This is a genomic window from Nocardioides sp. (assembly GCF_014360585.1).
Classification (GTDB): domain Bacteria; phylum Actinomycetota; class Actinomycetes; order Propionibacteriales; family Nocardioidaceae; genus Nocardioides.
The window spans coordinates 1-25,191 of sequence record NZ_JACIXG010000059.1 but is presented as its reverse complement, the minus strand read 5'-3'; the positions used below and the strand labels follow the sequence as shown (position 1 = coordinate 25,191).

At 70.7% G+C, this 25,191-nt stretch carries 21 protein-coding genes; 14 read left to right on the top strand and 7 right to left on the bottom strand.

Features of this window, described 5'->3' with window-relative positions; translation table 11 throughout:
* Nucleotides 1–4,770 carry a DUF4082 domain-containing protein gene (locus tag H5T77_RS18020; protein ID WP_292651549.1) on the top strand — a complete coding sequence of 1,590 codons (4,770 nt, stop codon included), beginning with the start codon at nt 1–3 and terminating at the stop codon, nt 4,768–4,770.
* Here H5T77_RS18020 and H5T77_RS18015 read toward each other — a convergent pair.
* Nucleotides 4,731–5,519, bottom strand: a complete 789-nt coding sequence (locus H5T77_RS18015; protein ID WP_292651547.1) for a cation diffusion facilitator family transporter — start codon at nt 5,517–5,519, stop codon at nt 4,731–4,733. The two genes, H5T77_RS18020 and H5T77_RS18015, sit on opposite strands and share 40 nt — an antisense overlap.
* A complete protein-coding gene (locus tag H5T77_RS18010) occupies nt 5,519–5,914 on the bottom strand; it encodes an ArsR/SmtB family transcription factor (protein ID WP_292651545.1) in 396 nt (131 codons plus the stop codon). Before H5T77_RS18010 ends, H5T77_RS18015 begins: the two co-directional genes overlap by 1 nt.
* 186 nt (nt 5,915–6,100) lie before the next feature.
* Between H5T77_RS18010 and H5T77_RS18005 the strand changes: the two genes are divergently transcribed.
* From H5T77_RS18005 to H5T77_RS17975, 7 genes are all read left to right on the top strand, one after another.
* Nucleotides 6,101–7,180 carry a Gfo/Idh/MocA family protein gene (locus H5T77_RS18005; RefSeq protein WP_292651543.1) on the top strand — a complete coding sequence of 360 codons (1,080 nt, stop codon included), beginning with the start codon at nt 6,101–6,103 and terminating at the stop codon, nt 7,178–7,180.
* Entirely contained in the window at nt 7,177–8,193 is a 1,017-nt protein-coding gene (locus tag H5T77_RS18000; protein ID WP_292651541.1) for an NAD-dependent epimerase/dehydratase family protein, read from the top strand. Before H5T77_RS18005 ends, H5T77_RS18000 begins: the two co-directional genes overlap by 4 nt.
* A 130-nt stretch (nt 8,194–8,323) precedes the next feature.
* Complete coding sequence (locus H5T77_RS17995; RefSeq protein WP_292651540.1) at nt 8,324–9,673, top strand: DegT/DnrJ/EryC1/StrS family aminotransferase; 1,350 nt, start codon at nt 8,324–8,326, stop codon at nt 9,671–9,673.
* Complete coding sequence (locus H5T77_RS17990; protein ID WP_292651539.1) at nt 9,670–10,338, top strand: LbetaH domain-containing protein; 669 nt, start codon at nt 9,670–9,672, stop codon at nt 10,336–10,338. Before H5T77_RS17995 ends, H5T77_RS17990 begins: the two co-directional genes overlap by 4 nt.
* The gene (locus tag H5T77_RS17985) at nt 10,335–11,444 is read left to right on the top strand and encodes a DegT/DnrJ/EryC1/StrS family aminotransferase (protein ID WP_292651538.1); all 1,110 of its coding nucleotides are present in this window, start codon (nt 10,335–10,337) and stop codon (nt 11,442–11,444) included. The genes H5T77_RS17990 and H5T77_RS17985 overlap by 4 nt, the downstream gene beginning before the upstream one ends.
* On the top strand, nt 11,437–12,612 hold the full coding sequence (locus H5T77_RS17980) for a glycosyltransferase (RefSeq protein WP_292651537.1): 1,176 nt from the start codon (nt 11,437–11,439) through the stop codon (nt 12,610–12,612). Before H5T77_RS17985 ends, H5T77_RS17980 begins: the two co-directional genes overlap by 8 nt.
* 127 nt (nt 12,613–12,739) lie before the next feature.
* Nucleotides 12,740–13,735 (top strand): hypothetical protein, encoded by a 996-nt coding sequence (locus H5T77_RS17975; RefSeq protein ID WP_292651536.1) that lies wholly within the window; start codon nt 12,740–12,742, stop codon nt 13,733–13,735.
* 140 nt (nt 13,736–13,875) lie between these two features.
* Here H5T77_RS17975 and H5T77_RS17970 read toward each other — a convergent pair whose 3' ends face one another.
* From H5T77_RS17970 to H5T77_RS17960, 3 genes are read right to left on the bottom strand one after another with little or no spacing between them, the layout of a single operon-like run.
* The gene (locus H5T77_RS17970) at nt 13,876–15,426 is read right to left on the bottom strand and encodes a glycosyltransferase family protein (RefSeq protein WP_292651535.1); all 1,551 of its coding nucleotides are present in this window, start codon (nt 15,424–15,426) and stop codon (nt 13,876–13,878) included.
* Nucleotides 15,419–16,888 (bottom strand): lipopolysaccharide biosynthesis protein, encoded by a 1,470-nt coding sequence (locus H5T77_RS17965; protein WP_292651533.1) that lies wholly within the window; start codon nt 16,886–16,888, stop codon nt 15,419–15,421. Before H5T77_RS17965 ends, H5T77_RS17970 begins: the two co-directional genes overlap by 8 nt.
* The gene (locus H5T77_RS17960; protein WP_292651531.1) at nt 16,881–17,552 is read right to left on the bottom strand and encodes a hypothetical protein; all 672 of its coding nucleotides are present in this window, start codon (nt 17,550–17,552) and stop codon (nt 16,881–16,883) included. Before H5T77_RS17960 ends, H5T77_RS17965 begins: the two co-directional genes overlap by 8 nt.
* Before the next feature lie 185 nt (nt 17,553–17,737).
* Here H5T77_RS17960 and H5T77_RS17955 point away from each other — a divergent pair, with 185 nt between their 5' ends.
* Together H5T77_RS17955 and H5T77_RS17950 are read left to right on the top strand one after the other, a co-directional pair.
* On the top strand, nt 17,738–18,442 hold the full coding sequence (locus tag H5T77_RS17955) for a YveK family protein (protein ID WP_292651530.1): 705 nt from the start codon (nt 17,738–17,740) through the stop codon (nt 18,440–18,442).
* Nucleotides 18,393–19,799 carry an O-antigen ligase family protein gene (locus H5T77_RS17950; protein WP_292651529.1) on the top strand — a complete coding sequence of 469 codons (1,407 nt, stop codon included), beginning with the start codon at nt 18,393–18,395 and terminating at the stop codon, nt 19,797–19,799. The genes H5T77_RS17955 and H5T77_RS17950 overlap by 50 nt, the downstream gene beginning before the upstream one ends.
* Here H5T77_RS17950 and H5T77_RS17945 read toward each other — a convergent pair.
* Both H5T77_RS17945 and H5T77_RS17940 read right to left on the bottom strand, forming a co-directional pair.
* Nucleotides 19,755–20,834 carry a superantigen-like protein SSL4 gene (locus tag H5T77_RS17945; RefSeq protein WP_292651527.1) on the bottom strand — a complete coding sequence of 360 codons (1,080 nt, stop codon included), beginning with the start codon at nt 20,832–20,834 and terminating at the stop codon, nt 19,755–19,757. The genes H5T77_RS17950 and H5T77_RS17945 overlap by 45 nt on opposite strands.
* Nucleotides 20,835–20,952: 118 nt before the next feature.
* Entirely contained in the window at nt 20,953–21,618 is a 666-nt protein-coding gene (locus H5T77_RS17940) for a polysaccharide deacetylase family protein (RefSeq protein WP_292651525.1), read from the bottom strand.
* Between the two features lie 122 nt (nt 21,619–21,740).
* On the opposite strand from H5T77_RS17940, the gene H5T77_RS17935 reads away from it, so the two are divergent.
* The 4 genes from H5T77_RS17935 to H5T77_RS17920 are packed head-to-tail and all read left to right on the top strand — an operon-like array spanning nt 21,741 to nt 25,068.
* Entirely contained in the window at nt 21,741–22,697 is a 957-nt protein-coding gene (locus H5T77_RS17935; protein WP_292651524.1) for a glycosyltransferase, read from the top strand.
* Nucleotides 22,694–23,545 (top strand): hypothetical protein, encoded by an 852-nt coding sequence (locus H5T77_RS17930; RefSeq protein ID WP_292651522.1) that lies wholly within the window; start codon nt 22,694–22,696, stop codon nt 23,543–23,545. Before H5T77_RS17935 ends, H5T77_RS17930 begins: the two co-directional genes overlap by 4 nt.
* Before the next feature lies 1 nt (nt 23,546).
* The gene (locus tag H5T77_RS17925; protein WP_292651521.1) at nt 23,547–24,767 is read left to right on the top strand and encodes a pyridoxal-dependent decarboxylase, exosortase A system-associated; all 1,221 of its coding nucleotides are present in this window, start codon (nt 23,547–23,549) and stop codon (nt 24,765–24,767) included.
* A gap of 34 nt (nt 24,768–24,801) precedes the next feature.
* Nucleotides 24,802–25,068 (top strand): acyl carrier protein, encoded by a 267-nt coding sequence (locus tag H5T77_RS17920; RefSeq protein ID WP_292651519.1) that lies wholly within the window; start codon nt 24,802–24,804, stop codon nt 25,066–25,068.
* The last annotated feature ends 123 nt before the right edge of the window (nt 25,069–25,191 follow it).

The window sequence follows — 25,191 nt, the reverse complement described above, 5'->3', positions numbered from 1 at the left end:
GTGAAACTGCGAACGGGAATGGCCGCGTTGCTCGGAGTTGTACTCGTCGCCCCCATCATCACGATCGTCACCGCCTCCAGCGCGAGTGCCGACCCGTGCGGACCGGCGGGCAACAAGATCTCCTGCGAGAACAGCAAACCCGGCGCTCCCGCGAGCGAGTGGGGGATCACCGGAGCGGGCGACGACTCGATCCAGGGGTTCGCGACCGACATCAGCGTCGACGTGGGCAACCGGATCGACTTCAAGATCGACACCGACGCCTCGTCCTACCAGATCACGGTCTACCGGATGGGCTACTACGGCGGTGACGGCGCCCGCAGGATCACCGCGGTGACCCCGTCGGCGAGTCTCCCGCAGAACCAGCCCAACTGCTACCGCGAGACCTCCACCGAGATCACCGACTGCGGCAACTGGGCGGTCTCGGCGTCCTGGAACGTACCGGCGACCGCGGTCTCGGGTGTCTATGTCGCCAAGCTGGACCGCGCCGACACCCAGGAGTCGAGCCACATCACCTTCATCGTCCGTGACGACGCCAGCAGCTCCGACGTCGTCTTCCAGACCTCGGACACCACGTGGCAGGCGTACAACTCCTACGGTGGGTCCAGCTTCTACACCGGTGGCGGGAACGGCCGGGCATACAAGCTGAGCTACAACCGGCCGTTCGTGACCCGCTCCGGCGGCACCTCCCACGACTTCTTCTTCGCCAACGAGTACCCGCTGGTGCGGTTCCTGGAGCGCAACGGCTACGACGTCAGCTACATCTCCGGGATCGACACCGACCGCCGCGGCGAGCTGCTCACCAACCACGAGACGTTCCTGAGCGTCGGCCACGACGAGTACTGGAGCGGACGCCAGCGGGCCAACGTCGAGGCCGCGCGCGACGCCGGCGTGAACCTGCAGTTCCTCAGCGGCAACGAGGTCTACTGGCGGACCCGCTACGAGGCGTCGAAGGACGGCACCAACACGCCCTACCGGACCCTGGTCACCTACAAGGAGTCCTGGGCGCAGCAGAAGCTCGACCCGGCGCCGGAGTCGACCGGCACCTGGCGCGACCCGCGCTACACGCCGAAGAGCCAGGGCGGCGGACGGCCGGAGAACGAGCTGACCGGCACCGTCTTCATGTCCAACCTGACCGACCTGCCGGTGACCGTGAAGAAGCCCCACGGCGGCCTGCGGATGTGGCGCAACACCGGGCTCGCCTCGATGACCGCCGACCAGACCGAGCTGGCACCGCACACGGTGGGCTACGAGTCCGACGAGGATCAGGACAACGGGTTCCGACCACCCGGCCTGATCCGGATGTCGGAGACGACCGGGTTCATCGACAACCAGTACATGACCGACTTCGGGCGGACCACGGGCGACGGCACCACGACCCACGCGATCACGCTCTACCGGGCGGCCAGCGGGGCGCTCGTCTTCGGCGCCGGTTCGGTCCAGTGGACCTGGGGCCTCGACTCCGAGCACGACAACCCGTACCACGACGAGACCGCCGACCGGCGGATGCAGCAGGCGCAGGTCAACCTGCTCGCCGACATGGACGCCAGGCCGACCACGCTGATGGCCGGGCTGGTCGCGGCGACGAAGTCGACCGACACCGTCGGACCGACGGTCGCCATCTCGACACCGGCCGCCGGGTCGACGCAGTCGAACGGCACCAAGGTGACGCTCACCGGAACCGCGACCGACACCGGCGGCGGCGTGGTCGCCGGGGTCGAGTACTCCCTCGACGAGGGCACCTCGTGGCACCCGGCACCCGGAGCGTACGGAGCCGGGACGACCGCCTGGTCGGTGACGTACGTCCAGCCCGGCGTCGGCAGCACCCCGGTGCGCGTCCGCGCCGTCGACGACAGCGCCAACATCGGCACTGCCGCGGCCCGGAGCTTCAACGTGACGTGCCCGTGCAGCATCCTCGGCCAGCGGGAGGTGCCGACGACCTGGAACGCCGTCACCAGCCCCGCGACGCCGTCGGCCGACGACAACAGCCCCGCCGAGCTCGGCCTGCGCTTCACACCTCAGGCCGACGGTTACGTCGCAGGCGTCCGCTTCTACAAGGGCGCCGGCAACACCGGCACCCACGTCGGCTCGCTGTGGAGCAGCAGCGGCGAGCGGCTGGCCCAGGTCACCTTCAGCAACGAGTCCGCCGGCGGCTGGCAGTCGGCGACGTTCAGCCAGCCGGTCGCGGTCGCGGCGGGGGCGAGGTATGTCGTCTCCTACACGGCTCCGGTCGGGCGCTATGCCGTGGCTCCATGGGCCTTTGCGGCGAAGGGTTTCGAGGCGTACCCGTTCGAGGTCGAGGGTGGCTACGGCGCCGCTCCGGCGGGGGTCTACGCGGGTGCGGGGCAGTTCCCGGCGAGCTCCTACAAGAACCCCAACTACTTCGTGGACGTGCTGTTCACGACCACCGACGACTCGCCGCTGTCCGCCACCAACCAGTGGCCGCTTGCCGACTCCTCCTCGGTACCTCGCAGCACGACGGTGAGCGCCAGGTTCACCAAGCCGGTGGTCGCTTCGTCGGTCGGGCTGCGACTGACCGACTCCCTCGGCGACGTTGTGACCGGGTCGACGGCGTATGACTCGACGACGAGGACCGTGACCTTCACCCCGTCCGCCGACCTGGCCGGGTTCGTGACCTACACCGCCACGCTCTCGGGGCAGGACAGCGGTGGGACGGCGATCTCGACAGGGAAGACGTGGTCGTTCCGTACGGCGAAGCCGCCTGCGGCGGCAGGAATCTGCCCGTGCTCGCTCTTCGACGAGGACACCACGCCGACGGTCCTCCAGGACCCGGAGAACGCGCAGCTGACCCTGGGCGTCCGGTTCCGCGCCGACGTCACCGGCACCGTCACCGGCGTGCGGTTCTACAAGGGTGTGAACAACGCCGGACCGCACACGGGCACGCTGTGGTCGGCCAACGGGGCCGTGCTCGCCCAGGGCACCTTCACCGACGAGTCGACGTCCGGGTGGCAGACGCTGACCTTCGCCGAGCCGGTGAAGATCCAGGCGAACACCGACTACATCGCCTCCTACCGCACCAACGGCTACTACTCGGCCACGCCGAACGCGTTCGCCTCCACCGACCTGTCGAAGCCGCCGCTGCGGGTGACCTCGACGGCAGGCGCGTACGCCTATGGCACGGGCTTCCCGGCGGCGACGTCGCCCTCGAGCTACCTGGTCGACGTCGTCTTCGAGAAGGGTGCGCCGACGCTGACGATGACCTCGCGCAGCCCGGTCCCCGGGGCTGTCGAGGTGCCGCGCTCGACCAACGTGGTGGCGTCGTTCTCCGCGGAGCTGAGCTCTGGTTACTCGGTCTCGGCGACCTCCGGCGGCCAGCCGATCGCCGGGACGACCACGCTCGGCAACTCCGGGACGACGCTCACCTTCGACCCGACGTCCCTGCTGCCGGCGGCCGCGGATGTGACGGTCACGATCAGCGGGATCACCTCGACCGAGGGGGTCAGTATGCCCACGCAGACCTGGACGTTCCGGACCAGAGCCGCGGAGACACCGGACAGCCAGACGCTCTTCGGTGACGTGGTGCCCGCGGTCGAGGCCCAGGACGACAGCTCACCGGTCGAGGTCGGGACGGTGTTCAGTCCCACCCGCGACGGGCGGGTGACCGCGATCCGGTTCTACAAGGGAGCCGGCAACGGCGGCACCCACGTCGGGTCGTTGTGGAGCTCCGGCGGCCAGCGGCTCGCCCAGGTGACCTTCACCGGTGAGACCGCCTCCGGCTGGCAGCAGGCCACGCTGTCCAGCCCTGTCGAGGTGCAGGCCGGGGTGTCGTACGTCGTCTCCTATCTGGCTCCGCAGGGGCACTATGCGACCACGTCGCAGTTCTTCGCGACGCCCCACTCCTCGGGGGACCTGACCGCCCCGGCGGGCAACAACGGCCGCTATCTCTACGGTGCCGCGGGCGGCTTCCCGCAGTACACGTTCGGATCGACGAACTACTTCGCCGACGTCGTCTTCGAACGGGCGGGCGCGACCATCTCGGTCACCGACCGCGATCCGGGCCCCGGCACGACCGACGTGCCGACCTCGGTCAACCCGTCGATCACGTTCTCGACCGGGATCGCGAGCGGCTGGACCATGTCGGTCACAGCCAACGGAACCTCGGTCGCCGGTTCCGCGGCGCTCAGCGGCGACGGACGTACGCTGCGCTTCACCCCGTCGGCCGCACTGCCGGCCGGGGCGACGGTGGCGGTGACGGTCTCCGGGGTGATCTCCACAGACGGGGCGAGCCTGCCGACGCAGACGTGGTCGTTCACCACGGTCCCAGCCGCCGTGACCGAGGTGTCGCTGTTCACCGGGGTGACTCCGCAGAACGCGGCGACGCTCGACATCCTGCCGATCGAGGTCGGCACCGCCTTCTCGACGTCGGTCGCCGGCTCGGTGACGGCGATCCGCTTCTACAAGGGGAGCGGCAACACCGGCACCCATGTCGGCTCGCTGTGGAACTCGGCCGGCACCCGGATCGCCCAGGTGACCTTCACCAACGAGACCGCGACCGGCTGGCAGACGGCCACCTTGCCGACGCCGGTTGCGCTCACGCCGGGGGCCACGTACGTCGTGTCCTACTACGCGCCCAACGGGCGCTACGCCTCGACGCCGGGTGCCCTCAGCCAGTCGCGGACGGTCGGCCCGCTGACGGCGCCGGGCGGAGCCAACGGCCGGTATCGGTACGGGAGCGGAGGGGGGCTCCCGAACCGATCCTGGAACTCCACGAACTACTTCGTGGACGTGCGGTTCCGCCCGGCGACCGGCTGAGTCGGCGTCGACGGCCTGCCGATGTCCAGGAGCTGGACGTCGGCAGCGCCGGTGGTGTCGGACGCACAGCAGGCATCGGCGGCGTCCTCGTCCTCGTCGTCGGTGACGGCGACCGGTCCGCACGAGCAGGACTCGCCCCGCCAGGCATCCCAGCCCTCCTTGAGCGCGACCGCAGCGATCACCAGGCCGGCGATGGGGTCCGCCCACGACCAGCCGAGGGTGGCGTTGAGGACCAGCCCGACGAGCAGAACCGCCGAGAGGTAGGTGCACAGCAGGGTCTGGGTCGAGTCGGCGACCACGGCGTTCGAGCCGAGCGACCGGCCGGTCCTTCGCTGAGCCCAGGACAGGAACGGCATGATGATCAGCGAGGCGATCGCCAGGCCGATGCCGACCATCGAGGTCTCCGGGTCGTGGCCGGTGACGAGGGCGCGCCCCGACTCGAAGGCGACGTACGCCGCCAGGGCGAAGAAGGAGACCGCCATCAGTCGGAGCGCCTGTCGCTCCCGTGACTCCGGGAGCCGGTGCCGGAACTGCCACAGGATGATGAGCCCGCTGGAGACCTCGACGATGGAGTCGAGCCCGAACCCGACCAGCGCGACGGAGCCCGCCACGATGCCGGCGGCGATGGCGATGACCGCCTCGACACCGTTGTAGGCGACCGATGCCGCTGCGAGCAGCTGGGCACGTCGGCCGAGCCGCTTGCGGTCGGCGGCGGTCAGGTCGACGGGGGCGTGCACGTGGGCGGCCATCACGCCTCCTCGTGGTTGTCGGCGTGGATGGCGGCGATACCGTGGCTGGGGCAGAGCGTCACCGCATCACCGGTGAGGGCCAGGACCCGCTCCGCGGCGGCCAGCAGGTCCAGGACGGCCTCGCTGTGGGCCAACGCGAACATGGAGGCCCGCCCGACGGGGCGCGAGGTCACCAGTCCGCAGTCCCTCAGGCAGGCGAGATGCTTCGAGACCGTGCTCTGGGCCAGGCCGAGGTGAGCGGTCAGGTCGACCACGCGATGCTCGCCGAGCGCGAGGTGGCGCAGGATCGCCAGGCGGGAGGGGTCGGAGAACCCGTGGAACAGGCAGGCAGCGGCGCTCAGCGCGACTGCCTCCTCCGTGGGGTCGGGAGTGCCCTCCGTGGCTGTCATCGTCATATGGCGATGATAACTCCAGGTGTCGGTCTTGACGCAAGTCGTCGAAGGCGTACATCCGTCTTCGGTCGTGCCGTCCGGTCTCCCGAATAGAGGGGATAACCCCCGTTGAACGGCCCGATGGGACCGGCAGATCGCGTGTGATCTACCCCGAAGGCATCGATCGCCTATGTGGGGAGAAGCACTGTCATGACCGCACAGACGCCGCTGGGAGTGGCGGTGGTCGGGGCCGGCTACTGGGGGCCCAACCTGGTCCGGAACTTTCGTAACGCACCGGTATGGACGCTGGTCGCAGTGGTCGACCTGGACCTCGCCCGGGCCCGGGAGGTGATCGGCGGCAGCACCGAGGTGCTGGCCACGTCCGACCTCGACGAGGTCCTCGCGCGCGAGGACGTGGACGCGGTCGCGATCGCGACGCCGGCCGGCACGCACCGGCAGCTTGTCGAGAGGGCGCTGCGGGCTGGGAAGCACGTCCTCGTCGAGAAGCCGCTGGCCGACGACGTGGCGTCCGGGCGGAGCATGGTCGAGACCGCACGGGCCAACGATCTCGTCCTGATGGCCGACCACACCTACTGCTACACGCCGGCCGTGCAGAAGATCCGTGAGCTGGTCGAGGACGGGTCGCTCGGCGAGATCCTGTTCATCGACTCGGTGCGGATCAACCTCGGGCTGGTGCAGCCCGACGTCGACGTCTTCTGGGACCTGGCTCCGCACGACCTCTCCATCCTCGACTTCGTCCTGCCCGGCGGGCTACGCCCCACCGGGGTGGCCGCGCACGGCGCCGACCCGCTCAGGGCGGGCAAGGCCTGCGTCGGCTATCTGAGCCTGCCGCTGGAGGGCGGGGCGATGGCCCACGTCCACGTCAACTGGCTCAGCCCCACCAAGATCAGGCAGATGGTGATCGGCGGGAGCCGGCGTACGTTGGTCTGGGACGACCTCAACCCGCAGCAGCGGCTCAGCGTCTTCGACCGCGGTGTCGACCTGGTCCAGCAGAGCGTGGACCAGATCGAGCGAGCCGACCGCGCCGCGGCGACGATCTCCTACCGGCTGGGCGACACATGGGCGCCGGCCCTGCCCGAGTACGAGGCGCTGTCCCGGATGGTCGGCGAGTTCGCCGGAGCGATCCGGGAAGGCCGTACGCCGCGCACCGACGGAGCCTCCGGGCTCCGTGTCCTCTCCGTCCTGGAGGCGGCCCAGACCAGCCTCCGAGCCCGCGGCGCCCTCGTCGAGGTGGCTGCCGAGACCCCGACCCTGGAGCTGATCCGATGACGTCTTCCCCCGAAAAGAAGCTCAGCGGTGCGAACGTCCTGGTCACCGGCGGCGCGGGCACGATCGCCTCCACCATCGTGGACCAGCTCCTCGACGAGGGGGCCGCGCACGTCGACGTGCTCGACAGCCTGATCCGGGGTCGCAAGGCCAACCTCGACGACGCCCTGGCCTCCGGCCGGGTCACCCTGGTCGAGGGCGACATCCGCGACCGCGACCTGGTCGGCGACCTCACCGCCGGCAAGGACCTGGTCTTCCACCAGGCGGCCATCCGGATCACCCTGTGCGCCGAGGAGCCGCGGCTGGCCAACGAGGTGCTGGTCGACGGCACTTTCAACGTGGTCGAGGCGGCGGTCTCCGCCGGCGTGGACAAGCTGGTCTACGCCTCCTCGGCCTCCGTCTTCGGGCTCGCCGAGGAGTTCCCGACGCCCGAGGGGCACCACCACAACAACAACGACACCCTCTACGGGGCCGCGAAGTCCTACAACGAGGGGCTGGTGCGGTCCTTCCGGGCCATGCACGGGCTCGACTACGTCGGGCTGCGCTACTTCAACGTCTACGGGCCGCGGATGGACGTGCACGGCGCCTACACCGAGGTGCTGGTGCGGTGGATGGAGCGGATCGCCGACGGCAAGCCGCCGCTGATCTTCGGCGACGGGCGCCAGACGATGGACTTCGTCTGCGTCCCCGACATCGCCCGCGCGAACATCCTGGCGGCCGCCTCCGAGGTGACCGAGGGCGTCTACAACATCGCCTCCGGCACGGAGACCTCGCTGCTGGAGCTGGCCGAGGCGCTGCTGCGAGCCATGGACTCCCCGCTCGGTGTCGAGCACGGTCCCGAGCGCGCGGTCAACGGCGTCACCCGCCGGCTCGCCTCCATCTCCGCTGCCCGCGACGACCTCGGCTGGTCGCCGACGATCGGGCTGGAGCAGGGGTTGCGGCAGCTGGTCGAGTGGTGGGCGCCGCTGCGCTCCGAGATCGCGGCCGGGCGTACGTTGCGGGGTGATGGCGCGTGACGCGGCGGCCGGCACCGCGCGATGCTCACCGAGTTACCTCGGTGAACGTGCACTTACTTCGTGGAACTCACCGAAGTAAGCGACGCTCGACCGAGGTACCTCGGTGAACGGCAACGGCGAGGACGGCAGCATGAGCCGCATCAACGTCATGCAGCCGTGGCTAGGCGAGGAGGAGGTCGAGGCGGTCACCGAGGTGCTCCGCTCCGGCTGGGTCGCCCAGGGGCCTCGCGTGGCCGAGTTCGAGGACCGCTTCGCGGACTCCCAGCAGGCTGCTCATGCCGTCGCCACCTCGAGCTGCACGACCGCTCTCCACTTGGCGCTGGTCGTGGCGGGGGTGAGGTCCGGGGACGACGTCGTCGTGCCGTCCTTCTCGTTCGTCGCGACCGCCAACGCGGCGGTCTACGTCGGTGCCCGGCCGGTCTTCGCCGACGTCTCCCCGGTCACCGGAAACCTCACCGCCGAGACCGTCCGGGCCGCGCTCACGCCGGCGACGAGCGCGGTGATCCTGGTGGACCAGGGCGGTGTCCCGGCCGACCTGGAGGCGATCCGGGAGGTCTGCGACCCGCTCGGCATCGTGGTCATCGAGGACGCGGCGTGCGCCGCCGGGTCCACCTACCGCGGCCGCCCCGTGGGTGCCGGTGCCGAGATCGCCGCCTGGTCCTTCCACCCGCGCAAGATCCTCACCACCGGCGAGGGTGGGATGCTCACCACCTCCCGCGCGGACTGGGCCGCGCGCGCCCGAAGGCTGCGCGAGCACGCGATGAGCGTCTCGGCCGCCGACCGGCACGCCAGCCTGGTCTCGCCGCCGGAGTCCTACGACGAGGTCGGGTTCAACTTCCGGATGACCGACCTGCAGGCCGCGGTCGGCATCGTGCAGCTGTCACGGCTGCCCGAGGTCGTCGATCGGCGTCGCGAGCTGGCCGCGGTCTATGCGAAGGCGGTCGCCGAGATCGACGGGCTGCGCGCGGTCGCGGACCCGGCTTGGGGCACCGGGAACTTTCAGTCGTTCTGGGTCGAGGTCTGTGCTGGACCGGGGGTCTCGACAAGCTCGATCACCGGGGCGTCTGCTGGACTCGAGGTCGGTCGTGGGACCGGGGTCTCCACAGGTTCGGCCCCCCAGGTGTCTGCGGGGTTCGAGATGTGTCGTGGGACGGGGGTCTCGACAGAGCCGACCACCGGGGTCTCTGCGGGGTTCGAGGTGTGTCGCGGGACGGGAGTCGCGACGAGGTCGACCGCCGGGGCGTCTCCTGCGTACGGGATGGACCGCGAGGGGCTGCTGCGCGCCCTGGCCGAGGCCGGGATCTCCGCGCGCCGCGGGATCATGGCGGCACACCGGCAGCCTGCGTACGTCTCTTCGGGCGTCAGCCTCCCGGTCACCGAGCACCTCACCGACAACACCCTCATCCTGCCGCTCTTCCACCAGATGTCGGACTCGGAGCAGGCGCGGGTCGTCGACGTACTTCGACAGGGACGCCGATGACCACGCTCGTGCTCGTCGCCGCCGGTGGGTTGGCCGGGGAGGTCGCCGCGGCGGCCAGGTCGGTCGAGCTCGGCTACGACGAGATCGTCGCCGTCGACGACGACCAGGAACGCTGGGGTCAGCTGATCAGCACCGCCGACGGTGCCGGCGGCGTCAAGGTGATCGGACCGGTCGAGGTCGTCACCGACTGCGGTGACGACCTGGTCATCTGCGCCGGAGCCGGGTCGACGCGGCGACGTGTCCATCGTCGGCTCAGCGGCTACGGGGTCGCGGCCGACCGCTACGCGACCATCCTCCACCCCACCGCATCGGTGCCGCCCGGCTGTGAGATCGGCGCCGGCGCGGTGCTGCTCGCAGGGGTCGTGCTGACGGCCGGCGTACGCGTCGGGAACCACGTCGTCGCGATGCCCAACGCCGTCCTCACCCACGATGACATCGTCGGCGACTACGCGACCATCTGCGCCGGGGTGACCCTCGGCGGCGAGGTCGTGATCGGCGAGGCCGCCTATCTCGGGATGAGCTCGTCGGTGCGTCAGCGGACCACCGTCGGAGCCGACTCCGTCCTCGGCATGGGAGCGGTCCTGCTCGAGGACCTGCCCGCCGGGGAGACCTGGGCCGGAGTGCCCGCCCGCCGTCTGAACTCACGTCAGGAGCTGATCTGGTGAAGGTGCCGTTCGTCGACCTCGGGTCGCAGCAGTCAGAGATAGCCGACGAGGTACGCCTCGGGCTGGACAGCGTCTTCGAGCGCACCGCCTTCGTCGGCGGGCCGGAGGTGACCGCCTTCGAGGAGGCCTATGCGAGCTTCGTCGGTGCCGGTCACTGCGTCGGCGTCGGCAACGGGACCGACGCGCTCGAGCTGGCGATGCGGGCCGTGGGGGTGCGACCGGGTGGCGAGGTGATCGTGCCGGCCAACACCTTCATCGCGACCGCCGAGGCGGCCAGCCGGATCGGTGCCCTGCCGGTGCCTGTGGACGTGGACGAGTCGCAGCTGTTGATCGATCCCGTCGCAGTGGAGCGGGCGATCACGCCACGCACGCAGGCGATCGTGCCGGTGCACCTGTTCGGGCAGACCGCGTTCGTCGAGCAGGTGCTCCCGCTCGCGGAGGCGGCCGGGGTCCCGGTGATCGAGGACGCAGCGCAGTCACAGGGCGCGCAGCGGGACGGTCACGGGAGCGGCTCGCTCGCCGCCGCGGCGGCGACCAGCTTCTACCCCGGCAAGAACCTCGGCGCGGCGGGAGACGCCGGTGCGGTGACGACCTCCGACCCGGAGATCGCCCGGACGGTCCGGCTGCTCGCGGCGCACGGCTCGGAGACGAAGTACGTCCATGAGGTCGTCGGGATGAACTCCCGTCTCGACACGGTCCAGGCGGTCGTGCTGTCCGCGAAGCTGGCTCGGCTGGAGAAGTGGAACGAGCTGCGTCGCCAGGCGGCCGATCGCTATCACGTCCTCCTCGACGGGGTCCGTGGTGTTCGGCTGCCCGAGTCCGCGCAGGGCAACCTCGACGTCTGGCATCTCTACGTCGTCCGGGTCCGTGATCGTGACAGGGTGCTCGCGGCGCTGCTGGAGGCCGGGATCGGGACCGGGATCCACTATCCGTTCCCGGTGCATCTGACCGCGGCGTACGCCTCGTTGGGGTTCGGTGAGGGCTCCTTCCCGGTCGCGGAGCGGGCGGCGGGCGAGATCCTGTCGCTGCCGATGTTCCCGCACCTGAGCCCGGAGCAGCAGGAGTACGTCGCCGAGGTACTCGCTGCGGCGGTGGGGCATGGGTGAGGTGCGTACACCGGTCTCGATCGTCTGCGTCTACAACGACCCGGCGGTGCTGGAGTCGTGCCTGGCGGCGTCGGTCAAGCTCGGCCACCCGTCGCGGCAGACCGAGGTGATCGCCGTCGACAACGTCTCGGGGGAGTTCACGAGCGCCGGGGCCGCGTTGAACCACGGCGCCCGGCTGGCTCGCAACGATGTCGTCGTCTTCGTCCACCAAGACGTCTACCTGCAGTCACTGCCCGCGCTCGAGGCCGCCGCAGCGACCCTTCTCGCCCAACCGGCGATCGGTGTGCTGGGTGCGGTCGGCGTCAGCCGTCGCGGCGAGGTCATCGGGGCGATGCGTGACCGGGTCGTCCCGCTCGGCCGCTCCACCTCGGTGCCGGCGGACGTCGACTCGCTCGACGAGGTGCTCTTCCTGGTGACCCGATCGCAGGTGCTGCACGAGCCGATCTCGGAGTCGCCCGACCTCGCCTGGCACGCGTACGCCGTCGAGTACTGCCTCCGGATGCGCGCCTCCGGACGGCGTGCCGCGGCCGTCGACATCCCGCTGACCCACAACAGCATGACCACCAACCTCGCCCGTCTCGACGTCGCCCACCGCAGCGTCGGCCGGACCTACGCCGGGCTGGTGCCCGTGCGTACGACGTGTGGCATCGTCGCCGGCGAGCGCGGCGCCGCGACCACGTCCTGGCCGGCCCGACGGGCTCGTGGAGCCCGGACGTTCTGGGGCGAGTCGGTGGGTGCTCGCCGGGTGATCCGCACGCTGCGCGGGGGTGGGACGCCGCGGGGTCAGGTGGTGCTCGCCGACATCCGGCTGCTCGTCGACGATGCCGCCCGGCTCGCCGGCAGCTCCTCGATCCGCGTCGTCGACCCCTCCCGCGACGGCGCCGTCGCCGAGGCCGGCGGGATGGAGCGCAACGGCCTCGCCTTCTCCGTCGCCACCCTCCGCTGGCCCGGCGTCGTCGCCGCCGTCGCCGCGGCCACCCCCGGCGAGCTCCTCCTCGTCACCGGCTTGAGAGCCGAGGAGATCGCTCCGCTGGCCGCCACCACGACCGGCCCCTACGTCGTCGGACTCGCGCGTGACGCCGGCCTCTGGCTCCTCTTCGGTGCCGAGCCGGGCGCGCTCGCGCCGTTGTGGAGTCGGCCGCGGAACCGGGCTTTCTTTTGGTTGTGATACCCGGTTAACCGGGTATCGCTGCACTTCTCAGGCAATGCAATGCCAGAGAAGTGCAGCAAATGCCAGAGAAGTCCTTCTGTGTCAGGCACGAGTAGGCAGTGATCGGAAACAAGGGCAACCGGAAATGTCGGTGGTCCTCGGCAGGATGCAGAGCATGACTCTCTCATTCGAAGACCCACGTCTTACTCCGATCGCGCTTCGCAAGGAGCTGCTCGACAACGGGCACAGCGAACGATCCATCGCGCAGGCCCTGCGCACGGGAGTGCTCGCGAGACCACGACGCGGTGCATACGTAGATGGAAATCTCTGGAAGGGGTTATCGGAGGAGGATCGGTACGCAGTGCGCTGCCGCGCCGCGTACCGGCAGTCGAAGACCGACGTGGTCCTCTCACACGTCTCGGCCGTGCCGTTTCGTAATGGTCCGCTTTGGGGTCTGGATCTAGCAGAGGTGCACCTGAGTCGTCCGGACCATCGGACCGGTCGGCGGGAGGCCGGCGTACGCCAGCACAGCGGGAAGCTGCTGGAGTTAGACGTCGTGACAGAAAACGGTCTGCTGCTGACCTCGCCGGAACGAACAGCCGTGGAAGTGACCACCGTGGCTCCCGTCGTAGCGGCTCTAGGCGTCGTCAACGACCTCTTGCACAGGCAGATCACGACCCTCGAGCGCGTGAAGGAACGCTATGAGCTCTCGATGGAACATTGGCCGAACTCGCTGTCCGCTCAGGTCGTGCTGCGACTTGCGGACCCTCGTGTCGAGTCGCTCGCCGAGTCACTCTTCGTCGGCGTCGCATGGATGCAGAGCCTGCCGATGCCTATCCCGCAATACGAGGTGATCGACTCCGAAGGAAAGGCTCGGAGACTCGACTTCGCGCTTCCGGAGTTCGGCGTCTGGTTCGAGATCGACGGCAAGGTGAAGTACGAGCAGCCATATCGGATCGGAGACACAGCGGCCGACGTCGTCTTCCGGGAGAAACGGCGCCAAGACAGGATCTCCGAGGCGACCGGCTGGCGCTGCATGCGAATCACCTGGGCAGATCTGCAGGATCCTGTACGCCTGGCCGCTCGGATCCGCGCATTCCTGGAGTCCAGCAAGACGCCGCAGATTCGACGGAGTGCCTGAGGCGCGACCCCGGCGCTTTCTTCGGCCACCCCGCCGGGAGCAGTCTCCGCAGTCACATGCGTCACAGTGCTCAGGCAATTGCTGCACTTCTCTGGCAATGCAGTGCCAGAGAAGTGCAGCAATACCCGGTTAACCGGGTATCACGCCGCCCGGCGGCGCAGCCGCCCCCGAAGCGCAGCGGCGGCCCACTCGGGGGCGAGGTCGCGGACGCGGCCGGCGCCGACGCGACGGGTCTGGCGCCACAGCGAGATCCGGTCGATGAGCGGCATGGTGCCGAGGAGACCGGCGGTGATGTCGGCGCCGGAGCGGCTGAAGGGGTTGGTCGCCTGGACTGAGACGGTGAGCAGGTCGAGGTGGCCGCGGCCGCGTACGGGCGCGAGCAGGTCGTCCTGGAGTCGCTGAGGCACCTGGTAGAGCGACTCGGCGGCCTCGACCCAGCCGGGACCGGTGTGGCACTCGAGGATCGCCTGGGCGATCGCGGAGCCGCGCGCGACCCGCTCACGCGGTCGACGGACCAGGTCGAGAAGGGTGTCGCGAAGCTGCTCGGAGGAGCTGGGTCGCAGCATCAGGTGGTCGATCCCGGGGGAGTCCGAGCCCCACACCGCACACTCGGGCCGATGGCCGCGGTAGGTGACCACCGGGTTGGCGAGACCACCGGACTCGAGCAGCGAGGTGAGCCCGGCGAACGGGAACGAGTCGAGATAGACATCGGCGGCATGGTGGAGCGGGGCCACGTCGGAGAGCATGCCGACGGCCTGGATCCGCCCGGACGTACGCCGCGCCAGCCCGGCCCACGGCTCCGCCTCCGGATCCGGGCCGGCGACCCGCCACTGCAGCCGCGGCTCGGCGGCCACCGCGGCCTCGACCGCGGCCAGGTAGGTGTCGCCGCCCTGGAACTTGCTCGGGTCCGCCGCGGTGACGACCAGGACGTCGGCGGCGTCCACCCCCCACTGTGGCTTCGCGGTCTCCCGACGCTTCATCCGGCCCTTGACGGCCAGCGGCCGGTTGCGGACGACCGACCTCCCCATCGGCAGGCCGCGGCGGTGCAGAGCGAGCTCCTGGCCGCTGCGACGCAGGTGCACGACCCGGTCGTAGGCCCGCACGCCGACCCAGAAGACGTGGTCGGTGTTGTCGATGTAGACCACGGGCGGCAGGCCCCGGCGGTCCGCGAAGGCGAGCGCGGGAACCACGTCGAAGGGGTGGCAGTGGGAGACGACCAGGTCGGCGGTCGAGGCGAGCGCACGCAGCCGGGCGGCGCGGTGGAGCAGGCTCCCGGGCGCCGTGTCGAGCATGGTCAGACCGACCCGGTCCCCGAGACGGGACGTGATCTTGGCCGGCAACGGCGAGGTCATCTGGCGGGTGGCGACGATCTCGTGGGAGCGCTCGCCGAGCTGGTCGGTCCAGCCGGCGATGATCTGGGTGTGCCCGCCGCTCTGGTACATCTGCGTGACCACGTGCAGCGTACGCAGCGGACGGGCCGGCACGGGCACGGAAGGGAGCGAGCGGCCCAGCTCGGCGAGCAGCAGCTCGAGCGGTTCGTACGCGAACCAGCCGGTGTGGTTGCCCCAGGCGAACTCGGCAGCGGCCTGTGCCAGGGCGGCCGCCCGCCGTGGGCGTCGCCTCGCGGCGGCTGCGGCCGCGGCGTACATCTCCTCCAGGGCCTGGTGGTTGGCGTCGAGACGGTCAGACATGGATGTCCTCGCTCCGGGTCGTGGGAGGCTCGGTGGGGGTGGGGGAGCCGGCGCCGGAGCGGAACCAGCTGACGTCCTCGCGCCGGCGGCGCAGCAGCACGGCCCAGACAGCGGCGAGCACCAGGCCGGTGACCGCGCAGGTCACCCAGATCGACGGCTGCACCGCACGCATCCCGACCGCCGCGGCCCCCACGGCGAGCGCGCCGAGAGCGGGCAGGGCGGCACCGCTCGCGAGGCCGCCGATCCCTACCCCGGCCCGCGCGAGGTAGAAGAGGTGCAGCGGCAGGATGACGACGAGCCCGACCACGAAGGCGGCCATCCCGACCCCGCCCACACCGGACCACGCCGCGCCGGCCAGCAGCGCCGGCACCAGGGCGATGAGCCAGACGACCTGCATCGTCATCAGGCTGCGCGTCGAGCCGGCGATGACGAGGAAGTCGTAGGCGAGCTCGAAGGAGATCCGCAGCACGGCCAGCGCGCCGAGCCAGGCCAGCGGCGCCGCTGCCGCCTGCCAGACCTCTCCGTAGACCAGCCGGATCACCTCGGGTGCCAGCGCGGCCAGCGCCACGCAGCCCGGGATCGTCACGGTCAGCACCAGCGCCGAGAGCCGGGTGAAGGCATGCCGCATCGCGCCCGGGTCGCGTTGCAGCCGGGCGAAGATCACCGGCGTGACCTGCCGCAACGGCCGCGACAGCATCGTCACCGGCCAGCTGGAGAGGTTGAAGGCGACGACGTAGAGCCCCAGCGCGGTCGCGCCCAGCATGCTGCCGAGGACGATCTGGTCGGCGAAACCCACCGCGAAGACCAGGATGCTGGTCACCGCCAGCGGCGCGCCGAAGCGGAGCAGCGCGACCGCATGCGGCCGGGAGAGCCCCAGCCGCCAGGGGAGCGGCGACATCCGCAGGAACATCACGGTGGTCACGGCGACGCCGAGGATGTGGCCGATGACCAGGGCGTACGGACCGGCGCCGGCCAGGGCGAGCCCGAGCATGACCGGGACCGTGACGAGCGTGGCCGTCTGGTCGATGAGCATCCGCTTGCCCTGCATCAGGTTCCGCTGCAGCAGTGCTGCCGGCGTCGCGGTGATCCCGCTGAGCACCACCGGGATGGCGAAGAGCGCCACCAGGAAGGCCGCGTCCGGCTCGCCCATCGCGCGCGCGTACGGGCCGGCCCCGACGACCATCGCCGCGGCGATGAGTAGGCTCGTGCCGACTGAGATCGTGGTCACCGTCGGCGCGATCTCCCGTGGGTCCTCCTTCCATCGCACCACCGCGAGGCTCACGCCGAGCTCGTTGAAGCTCAGCACCGCCATCAGGGCGAGGAAGGCGACGGCGTACGTCCCGTAGCTCTCCGGGCCGAGCAGCCGTGCGACGAGGATGCCGACGACCATCGTGCCGAGCTTGGTCACCGCGGTGTTCGCGATGCTCCAGGCCAGGGCGGTGTGGGGGCGGGGCTCAGACATCGGTCTCCGGCAGCGTCTCGGCGCGGCGCTCGCGGCGCCGCAGCAGGATCGGGTCGATGCGTACGACCAGGTAGAGGGTGGCCGCGGCGCCGAGCAGGCCGGTGACGGCGAACGCCCGAGGTGAGCTCCCGCCGACGGGGTAGATGACGGTCGAGCCGGGCGCCTCCTTGGTGGTCATCCGGAAGGCCTGGTCGACCTGGTACTCGTCCTGCACCCGGGCGAGCGCGATCCCCATGGCCTCGACCAGCTGCTCCTTGCGGATGCGCACGGTCTCCGGGTCGGGGCCGACGACCTCGATGATCAGCCACTGGTCGACGTAGTTGGGCGCCCACTGGCCGCCGGTGTCGGGCAGCCGGACGGTCCACCCGTCGCGTACGCCCATACCGATCAGCCCCGCGTCGGTGGCGGTGAACTTCGGCGCCTGCCGGGTTCCGGCGACGAGCTTGCCGACCACCCCGGCGGTGATCACCAGGTCCTCGGAGGTCGCCCGCAGAGCGTTCGGGAACTGCGCGTTCTTCGGGGCCAGGACCAGCAGGTCGGTACGCGTCCAGTAGACGCTTCGGTCCTGACTGGCGTACTCGGCGGCGACAAGGGTGAGGATCGCGCCGACCACCACGATCGGCCAGCGCCGGACCGTCGCCCGCAGCAGGTCCCACAACGCCATGGTCCGAACGCTAGGTCCGCGCGGGCGGCGTCCACGCAGGTCAACGGGGTCATCGCCCAAATCGGGTAGGACCCCGGCGAGGCAGAGCCCGGCCGGATCCGAGATGGGTACGTTCGGCAGCGTCGGCGGCGGGCTCGGACGTCGACGCGACGACACAGGAGCTGCTGCGGACATAGGGGACGGGCATGGTGCTATCGGAGTTCGTCGGTGCGATCCGGCGACGCTGGTACCTCGCGGTCGTGGGGATCCTGGTCACCGGGGTTCTCGGCTGGAGCGCGACGGCCTTCGTGGCCCCGTCCTACACCGCCCGAGGCCTGGTCCTGATGCTTCCCTCGAAGAACGCGGTCGGCCCCGGCGGCAACCCGTTCCTCGGACTCGGCGGGCTCGACCTGCCCGCCCGGGTCGTGGTCGCCTACTACACCAGCGCCCCGGCCCAGGAGGCGATCGCGGAGGTCACGCCGGGGGCCACGGTCACGGTCTCGATGGAGGAGTCGACGCGCGGCCCGGTGATCGCCATCGACGTCAGCGCGGACACCGAGGCGAACGCCATCGAGGCGCTCGACTTCGTCGCCGGCTCCGTCCCCGAGACGCTCGCCCGGCTCCAGGACGAGGTCAACGCGAAGGGCAACGCCCGGCTGCGCTCCCGACCGCTGGCGCTCGACGAGACGGCGGCCGTCGACGGCAGCGGACCGATGCGGGCGCTGATCCTGGCCGTCGGGATGGGCCTCGCGATGACCGCGGTGCTGGTCTACGCGATCGACGGGATCATGCTGCGCCGACGCCTGGCGCGGGAGGAGCGGACCACCTCGGCGGCCGCCCAGCGCGTCGTCGACCGGCCCGATGAGCGCCGCAAGCCTGACGACCGCGTCGTCCAGCGCCTTCACGGCTGAGGCAGGAGCGATGGCCGTACGCCGTGGCGTCGATGCCGTGACGTGGTTGAGCCTCTATACGCTCGCCGTCTTCGTGATCCCCTCCTGGCTGGTCTTCCGCCCGCTGGGCAGTGCCGGGTCGGTGTCGATGCTGATGGGACTGGGCAGCTTCGCGATCTGGCTGCTGCTGCGCGTCGGCAGGCCGCTCCCGGTCGACCAGCCCCGCCAGCCGATGCGGCTGATGCTGGAGCTGTTCCTGTTCAGCGTCGGGGTCACCTATGTCATCGCGATGTCGCAACCGATCAGCCGCGACGAGGTGAGCCCGGCCGACGTCGCCATCATCGCGATGGTCTCCTGGGCGGGCACGATGATGCTCGCCGGAGACGCCATCTCGAGCATGGCCCGCGTGCATGCGCTGGTGTGGCGGCTGGTCGTGGGCGGCAGCTTCCTCGCGGTCCTCGGCCTGGCTCAGTTCTTCGCACGTCAGGTGTTCGTGGACCGGATCTCGATCCCGGCGCTGACCCCGATGACGACGGTCGAGCTGGCGATGCGCAACGGCCTCGTACGTCCGGCGGGGACGGCCCTGAGCCCGATCGAGTACGGCACCTTGATGGGCATGCTGCTGCCGGTCGCGCTCCACGTCGGCTTCCACCACCGCAACCTAAACCCGCTCGTACGCTGGGCCCCGGTCGGCCTGATCTGCATGATCATCGCGGCCTCGTCCAGCCGGTCGGCCTACCTCGGCGCCGCCATCGCGGTGGCGGTCTGCATGATCGGTTGGTCGCGCCGGCAGCGAGGGATGGTGCTGGGCCTCGGGGCCGGTGGCCTGGCGCTGGTGTTCCTGGTCGCGCCCCGGATCATCGACTCGGTGACCGGCATGTTCGTCGGCGCCGAGGAGGACCCGAGCGTGACCTCGCGCACCGACAGCTACGGGGTGGCCTGGTTCTTCGTCGACCGCAACCCGCTCTTCGGTCGGGGGCTGGGGACGTTCCTGCCGAAGTACCGCATCTTCGACAATCAGTATCTGCAGATGATGGTGAGCATCGGGATCGTCGGCGTGCTCCTCTTCGCCGCCTTCGCCATCGCGACCTTCATCCAGCTCGCCAGGGTCTATCGCGCCTGCGAGGACCCGAAGACCCGCGACCTCGTCGTCGCGCTCATCGGCGCCGCGGCCGCGGGTTTCGCCGGACTGGCGTTCTTCGACGCCTTCGCCTTCCCGATGACGATGGGCACCATCTTCCTGATCCTCGGCCTCGGCAGTGCGGTCACCCGGCTGACCGCACTGTCACCACCTGCGAAGGCGCCACCCGCGAGACCCTCGCCCGCGGATCCCTCACTCGCAGGGCAGGTCGCGGATCGGGACGGGCTGGCCCGCTGAGTCCATGGTCACCACGGCGGCGCTCCAGTCGCTGGCCACCGAGCAGTCGACGTCGACGGGGCCGTAGACCCAGCTCTGGTCGACGACGAAGAGGCCGCGAACCGGCCCGGGCATGCCGTTGCGGAACGAGTAGCCACCGCCGGCCACGACCAGGCCGTCGATGTCGACGGAGTCGTTGCCCTGGTCTGCGGGGTTGAAGAACGGGGCGGTGCCGTGGCACTCGTTCTTCACCTCCAGGATCATCACGCTCCGGCGTACCTTGACCTGGCCGCCGCCGTAGCCCTGCAGTCCGTCCCCGTGCCAGTCGCTGCACACGTCCGGCGAGGTGACCCGGATGAAGGAGTCGTGGATCCCGACGCCGCCACAGCGCTCCTTGTTGGAGGCGCGCAACCCTTCGGGGACGCCGTCGATGACGACGTTGCGCACCGTGTAGCCGCCCGCCGAGACCGCCGGCCAGGCCTCCTCCGTCGTCGGAGCGCTGCTCCGGACGAAGTCGGAGTCCTCGATCAGCAGCCCCTTGCTGCACTGGTCGTTGTAGTCGTTGACCACCGACGATGCGATCGCCTCGATGCGGCGCAGGGTCACGCCGGGTGCGGTGACGTAGATGATGCCGTTGGTGATCCGCAGGTCCTCTACGACCGCGCCGCGGTGCCGGACCCAGAAGTCCCCGGTCACCGTGCGCTTCGGCTTCCAGCCGGCGGGCAGCCCCGCCGACTCCTGGGTCGGGAACCCCTTGGCCGGCGGCGCGGCCCTCGTCGGGGACTTCGTACGCTCCGGGGTGGCCGATGGCTTAGGCGTCGGGGTCGGCCGTGCCGACGAGTTCGGCGAGTCCGACGGGGTCGTCGGGCTCGGGGAGGCCGAGGGCGTCTCGGACATCGTCACGCTCGCTGGCGGCGGGACCGTCGGCAGCGAGTCGGAGCCGATGGTGCTCACCGGGGTCGGGTCGGGCCACAGGAGCCAGCTCGTGGCGGCCAGCAGCAGGGCCAGTCCACCCACGATCGCGATCCGCCGGCGCCGTCCTGGCTTGATTGGCATGTGTTCGCACCCGTTCGCGTCTCGATGGCCAGCATTCTCGGCACTGTCTTCTCGACACTGCCCGACCGCGCGGGTCGGGGGCATCCTTCAAACTGGTTACTTCCAGAGACGGCGCAGGTCAGCGCAGCCTCTTGACCAGGCCTGCCGCCTGGCGCTCCACCCGCCTGGCGATGCCCTGCCCGCTCAGGATCTGGCTGCGTACGCTGTCGCCGTCGTCGTCCGCGGTGACGCTGAACCTCGGCTGCAGCCAGGCACCGGCCACCGCGTGGGCGCGGTCGCTGGTGTGCACGTGCCGGTAGCCCAGGCGGCGCAGGTGCCTCAGTGTGGTGCGGTCGTAGCGGCCGAGCGGGAGCGCCGCCTCGTCGACCGCCTCACCGGCGGCCATGGTGATCCGCTCGCGGGCCTGGATGAGCTCGCGACCTACGCCGGCGGGGTCGAGGCCGCGCCAGCTGACGTGGTCCATGCCATGGGTGCCGATCCGCATGCCCGCCACCCGGAGGAGACTGATGTCGAGACGGTCGAGGCTTCCCACCATGCCGAGCCGCCCGGCCAGGACGAAGAAGGTCGCGCTCAGGTCGCGCTCGAGCAGACCCGGCAGCCCGATCTCGACGTCGGAGCGGTTGCCGTCGTCGAAGCTGATCCGCACCTCGGGCCGGCCGGCGATCGCGTCGAGGATGTCCTCGTAGGCGTCGCGGCTGATCCAGTAGCGGTCCTCGCCCGGCTCCAGGCTGCGTCCGGGCTCGCCGATGCCGTGGAAGCAGATGTTGGTCACATGGGCGGGCATGCCTCAACGCTAGGTATCCGGGAGCCGGGCCCGGCCGCGTGCTGCCGAGGCCTACCTCATACGGGGGATCTGCGGTTGGGAGGTGGCGTCGCAGGGGGTGGCGGCCGCCGAGACTCGGTGGCGTGTTCGAGCCTCCCAACCACATCGCCGTCGTGGTGGTGACCTACAACAGTGCTCATCTGCTGGCCGATCTCCTCGGCTCCCTGCAGGAGGGGCTCGGCGGTCTCCGGTGGCGGCTGGTGATCGCCGACAACGCCTCGGCCGACGGCTCCGCGGAGACCGCGCGCCGGCTCGCACCGGAGGCGATCGTCGTCGAGACGGGGCGCAACGGCGGCTACGCCGCCGGGATCAATGCGGGTGTCGCGGCCGCCCTGGCCGCGGCCCCTGACCTCGACGCGGTGCTCGTGCTCAATCCGGACGTACGCCTCGAGCCGGGCTGCGGCGTGGCGCTCGCCCGCGAGCTTGCCCTGCCCCGCGACGGTGTGCCGGGCGTCGGCGTCGCCGTTCCTCGGCTGGTCGACGCCGAGGGCCGGCTGATCGCGTCGATGCGGGGTGCGCCGAGCCTGCTGCGGGCCTTCGCCGACGCGGTCGTGGGCGCCAACCGCGCCGGCCGGGTCCGCTGGGCGGGGGAGATCGTGGCCGATCCGGCCGAGTACGAGCGCGCTCAGGACACCGACTGGGCCGAAGGGTCCACACAGCTGATCAGTGCCGAGTGCTGGCGCGCGTGCGGGCCCTGGGACGAGTCCTACTTCCTCTACTCCGAGGAGACCGAGTTCCACCTCCGCGCCCGCGACCAGGGGTTGCGGGTGCGGTTCGTACCCGCCGCCCGCGCCGTGCACCTCGGTGGCGAGTCCACCACCTCACCCGGTCTGTGGACGCTGCTGGTCGCCAACCGGGTGCGGCTCTTCACCGCCCGCCGCGGGCGGGTCCAGGGGGCTGCGTACTGGCTGATGGTGCTGGCCCGGGAGTGCAGCCGCGCGCTGCTCGGGAAGCAGACCTCGCGACGCGCGGTCCGGACGCTGGTGAGCCGTCGCCGGATGAGCGCGCCGCGCGGTCCCGAGTGGGTGGCGGCGGCATGAAGGCGGTGCTCGCCCCGATCACGGCCGAGGACCTCCCGGCCGTCTCGACGTTCCTGCACGAGCAGCTGAACCCGCGGGTGCGGGCGCTGGAGTGGTCCCAGGCGCTGCGGGTGCCGTGGGACGTACCGCAGCCCAACCACGGGTTCTTCCTCACCGCGGGTGATCGCGTGGTCGGGGCGTACCTCGCCTACTACTCCGAGCGGGAGGTCGGCGGCGAGCGACTCCGGATCTGCAACCTGGGCGCCTGGTGCGTGCTCGACAGCCATCGGCACCAGGGGCTGCGACTGCTCACCACGCTGCTCAAGCAGCCCGGCTACGAGTTCACCGACTTCTCTCCCTCGGGCAACGTCGTCGCGCTCAACCGCAAGCTCAAGTTCACCGACCTGGACACGACCACCTCGCTGGTCCCCGCGATGGCGCTGCCGGGGCGAGGGGTACGGGTGAGCAGCCGTCCCGACGTACTGGACTCGGTCCTGCAGGGGGCGGAGCGAGACCTCTACGCCGACCACCGAGCCGCCGCGGCGGCCCGGCACGTCGTGCTGAGCACGGGCTCCGAGCACTGCTATGTCGTGGCCCGCAAGGACACCCGCAAGGGCGTACGTGCCTTCGCCACGGTCCTGTATGCGAGCCACCCGGAGCTGCTCCGGCGGTACGCGCCGCGGCTGGCGTCGCACCTGCTGAGGCAGCACGGCGCCGCGGCGACACTGGTCGAGCACCGGGTCGCCGGCGGTGCCCCTGCCGGGTCCCACCGGCTGACGCGGTCGCGGCCGAAGATGCTGCGCAGCGAGGCCCTCGAGCCGGCGCGCGTCGACTACCTGTACAGCGAGCTGACATGTCTGGAGTGGTGAGATGACGTCCGAAACCGCAGGCCGAGCTCGTCGAGACCACGTGGGGGACGTCCCGGTCCGGATGCTTGCCGAGCGGGTCGGATCGACGCCGTTCTTCGCCTACGACCGGGCCGCGATCGACGCTCGGGTGGCCGCGCTGCGGTCGGCTCTTCCCGGTGACGTACAGCTGAGCTATGCGGTCAAGGCCAACCCGATGCCGGCCGTGGTGCAGCACCTGGCCCGGGCCGTCGATGCGCTTGACGTCGCCTCGGGGGCCGAGATGCGGGTGGCGCTGGACACCGGGACCGCTCCGGGGGCGGTGAGCTTCGCCGGGCCGGGAAAGTCGGTCGCCGAGCTGACCCAGGCCGTGGCGGCCGGGGTGCTGGTCGAGATCGAGTCTCCGCTGGAGGCCGAGCGGCTGGTCGAGGCGGCGGACCGGCTCGGGATCCGGCCGCGGGTCGCGGTGCGGGTCAACCCGGACTTCGAGGTCAAGGGCTCCGGGATGCGGATGGGCGGTGGTGCGCAGCAGTTCGGGGTCGACGCCGAGACCGTGCCGATGCTGCTCAAGACCTTGCACGACCGAGACGTCGAGGTCGCCGGCTTCCACGTCTTCTCGGGCTCCCAGAACCTGCACGCGGAGATCCTCGCCGAGGCCCAGGAACGCACGGTCGACCTCGTCCTGCGGCTCTCCGACGACCTGCCTGCGGCGATGACCTATCTCAACATCGGTGGCGGCTTCGGCATCCCGTACTACACCCAGGATCAGCCTCTCGACCTGGCCACGGTGGGCTCGCGGCTGGAGTCGCTGATGGCGACGCGGGTGAGACCCTCGCTGCCCTCGGCGCAGGTCGTCATCGAGCTCGGCCGCTACCTGGTCGGCGAGGCCGGTGTCTACGTGACCCGGGTCGTCGATCGCAAGATCTCTCGCGGCAAGACCTTCCTCGTCGTCGACGGCGGCATGCACCACCAGCTCGCCGCCTCCGGCAACTTCGGCCAGGTCATCCGCCGCAACTACCCGATCTCGGTCGTCGCGGCCGGTGCCGGCGAGGGGGAGACCGCCGTGGAGACCGTGCAGGTCGTCGGCTGCCTGTGCACGCCGCTGGACCTGCTCGGCGACAGGGTGAGCCTGCCGCGCGCCGAGGTCGGCGACCTGGTCGTGGTCCACCAAGCCGGGGCGTACGGCCTCACCGCCAGCCCCACCGCCTTCCTCAGCCACCCGGTGCCGCTCGAAGTGCTCGTCTGAGCTCCCCGAACCCGTTCAACCCGAAGGAGCCCCAATGACCATCGACACGACCGACACCACCCTGGATCGGGTCGGTGAGGCGATCACCGAGGTGATCGGACCGGACCACAGCGCCGGCACGCTCACCGCGGCCACCCTCCTGTTCGGCTCCCTGCCCGAGCTCGACTCGCTCGCCCTCGTCGAGCTGATCACCGTCCTCGAGGACCGCTTCGGCTTCGAGATGGACGAGGACGACATCAACGCTGAGGTCTTCGAGTCCGTCGGGTCGCTGGCCGAGTACGTGGGCGGGCAGATCGGCTGACCGCTGGTCGAGCCACGCTGGTCGAGCCGCGCTGGTCGAGCCACGCTGGTCGAGCCGCCGGAGCTGCTAGGCGGAGGCGTGTCGAGACCAACACGGTGCCCTCTAGCGCCGACGGGACCGTGT

Bases quoted from the DNA above. Each gene is read 5' to 3' on its own strand.
- H5T77_RS18015 (WP_292651547.1), bottom strand. From the start codon at position 5,519: ATGGCCGCCCACGTGCACGCCCCCGTCGACCTGACCGCCGCCGACCGC.
- H5T77_RS18010 (WP_292651545.1), bottom strand. From the start codon at position 5,914: ATGACGATGACAGCCACGGAGGGCACTCCCGACCCCACGGAGGAGGCA.
- H5T77_RS18005 (WP_292651543.1), top strand. From the start codon at position 6,101: ATGACCGCACAGACGCCGCTGGGAGTGGCGGTGGTCGGGGCCGGCTAC.
- H5T77_RS18000 (WP_292651541.1), top strand. From the start codon at position 7,177: ATGACGTCTTCCCCCGAAAAGAAGCTCAGCGGTGCGAACGTCCTGGTC.
- H5T77_RS17995 (WP_292651540.1), top strand. From the start codon at position 8,324: ATGAGCCGCATCAACGTCATGCAGCCGTGGCTAGGCGAGGAGGAGGTC.
- H5T77_RS17990 (WP_292651539.1), top strand. From the start codon at position 9,670: ATGACCACGCTCGTGCTCGTCGCCGCCGGTGGGTTGGCCGGGGAGGTC.
- H5T77_RS17980 (WP_292651537.1), top strand. From the start codon at position 11,437: ATGGGTGAGGTGCGTACACCGGTCTCGATCGTCTGCGTCTACAACGAC.
- H5T77_RS17975 (WP_292651536.1), top strand. From the start codon at position 12,740: ATGTCGGTGGTCCTCGGCAGGATGCAGAGCATGACTCTCTCATTCGAA.
- H5T77_RS17970 (WP_292651535.1), bottom strand. From the start codon at position 15,426: ATGTCTGACCGTCTCGACGCCAACCACCAGGCCCTGGAGGAGATGTAC.
- H5T77_RS17965 (WP_292651533.1), bottom strand. From the start codon at position 16,888: ATGTCTGAGCCCCGCCCCCACACCGCCCTGGCCTGGAGCATCGCGAAC.
- H5T77_RS17960 (WP_292651531.1), bottom strand. From the start codon at position 17,552: ATGGCGTTGTGGGACCTGCTGCGGGCGACGGTCCGGCGCTGGCCGATC.
- H5T77_RS17955 (WP_292651530.1), top strand. From the start codon at position 17,738: ATGGTGCTATCGGAGTTCGTCGGTGCGATCCGGCGACGCTGGTACCTC.
- H5T77_RS17950 (WP_292651529.1), top strand. From the start codon at position 18,393: ATGAGCGCCGCAAGCCTGACGACCGCGTCGTCCAGCGCCTTCACGGCT.
- H5T77_RS17945 (WP_292651527.1), bottom strand. From the start codon at position 20,834: ATGCCAATCAAGCCAGGACGGCGCCGGCGGATCGCGATCGTGGGTGGA.
- H5T77_RS17940 (WP_292651525.1), bottom strand. From the start codon at position 21,618: ATGCCCGCCCATGTGACCAACATCTGCTTCCACGGCATCGGCGAGCCC.
- H5T77_RS17930 (WP_292651522.1), top strand. From the start codon at position 22,694: ATGAAGGCGGTGCTCGCCCCGATCACGGCCGAGGACCTCCCGGCCGTC.
- H5T77_RS17925 (WP_292651521.1), top strand. From the start codon at position 23,547: ATGACGTCCGAAACCGCAGGCCGAGCTCGTCGAGACCACGTGGGGGAC.
- H5T77_RS17920 (WP_292651519.1), top strand. From the start codon at position 24,802: ATGACCATCGACACGACCGACACCACCCTGGATCGGGTCGGTGAGGCG.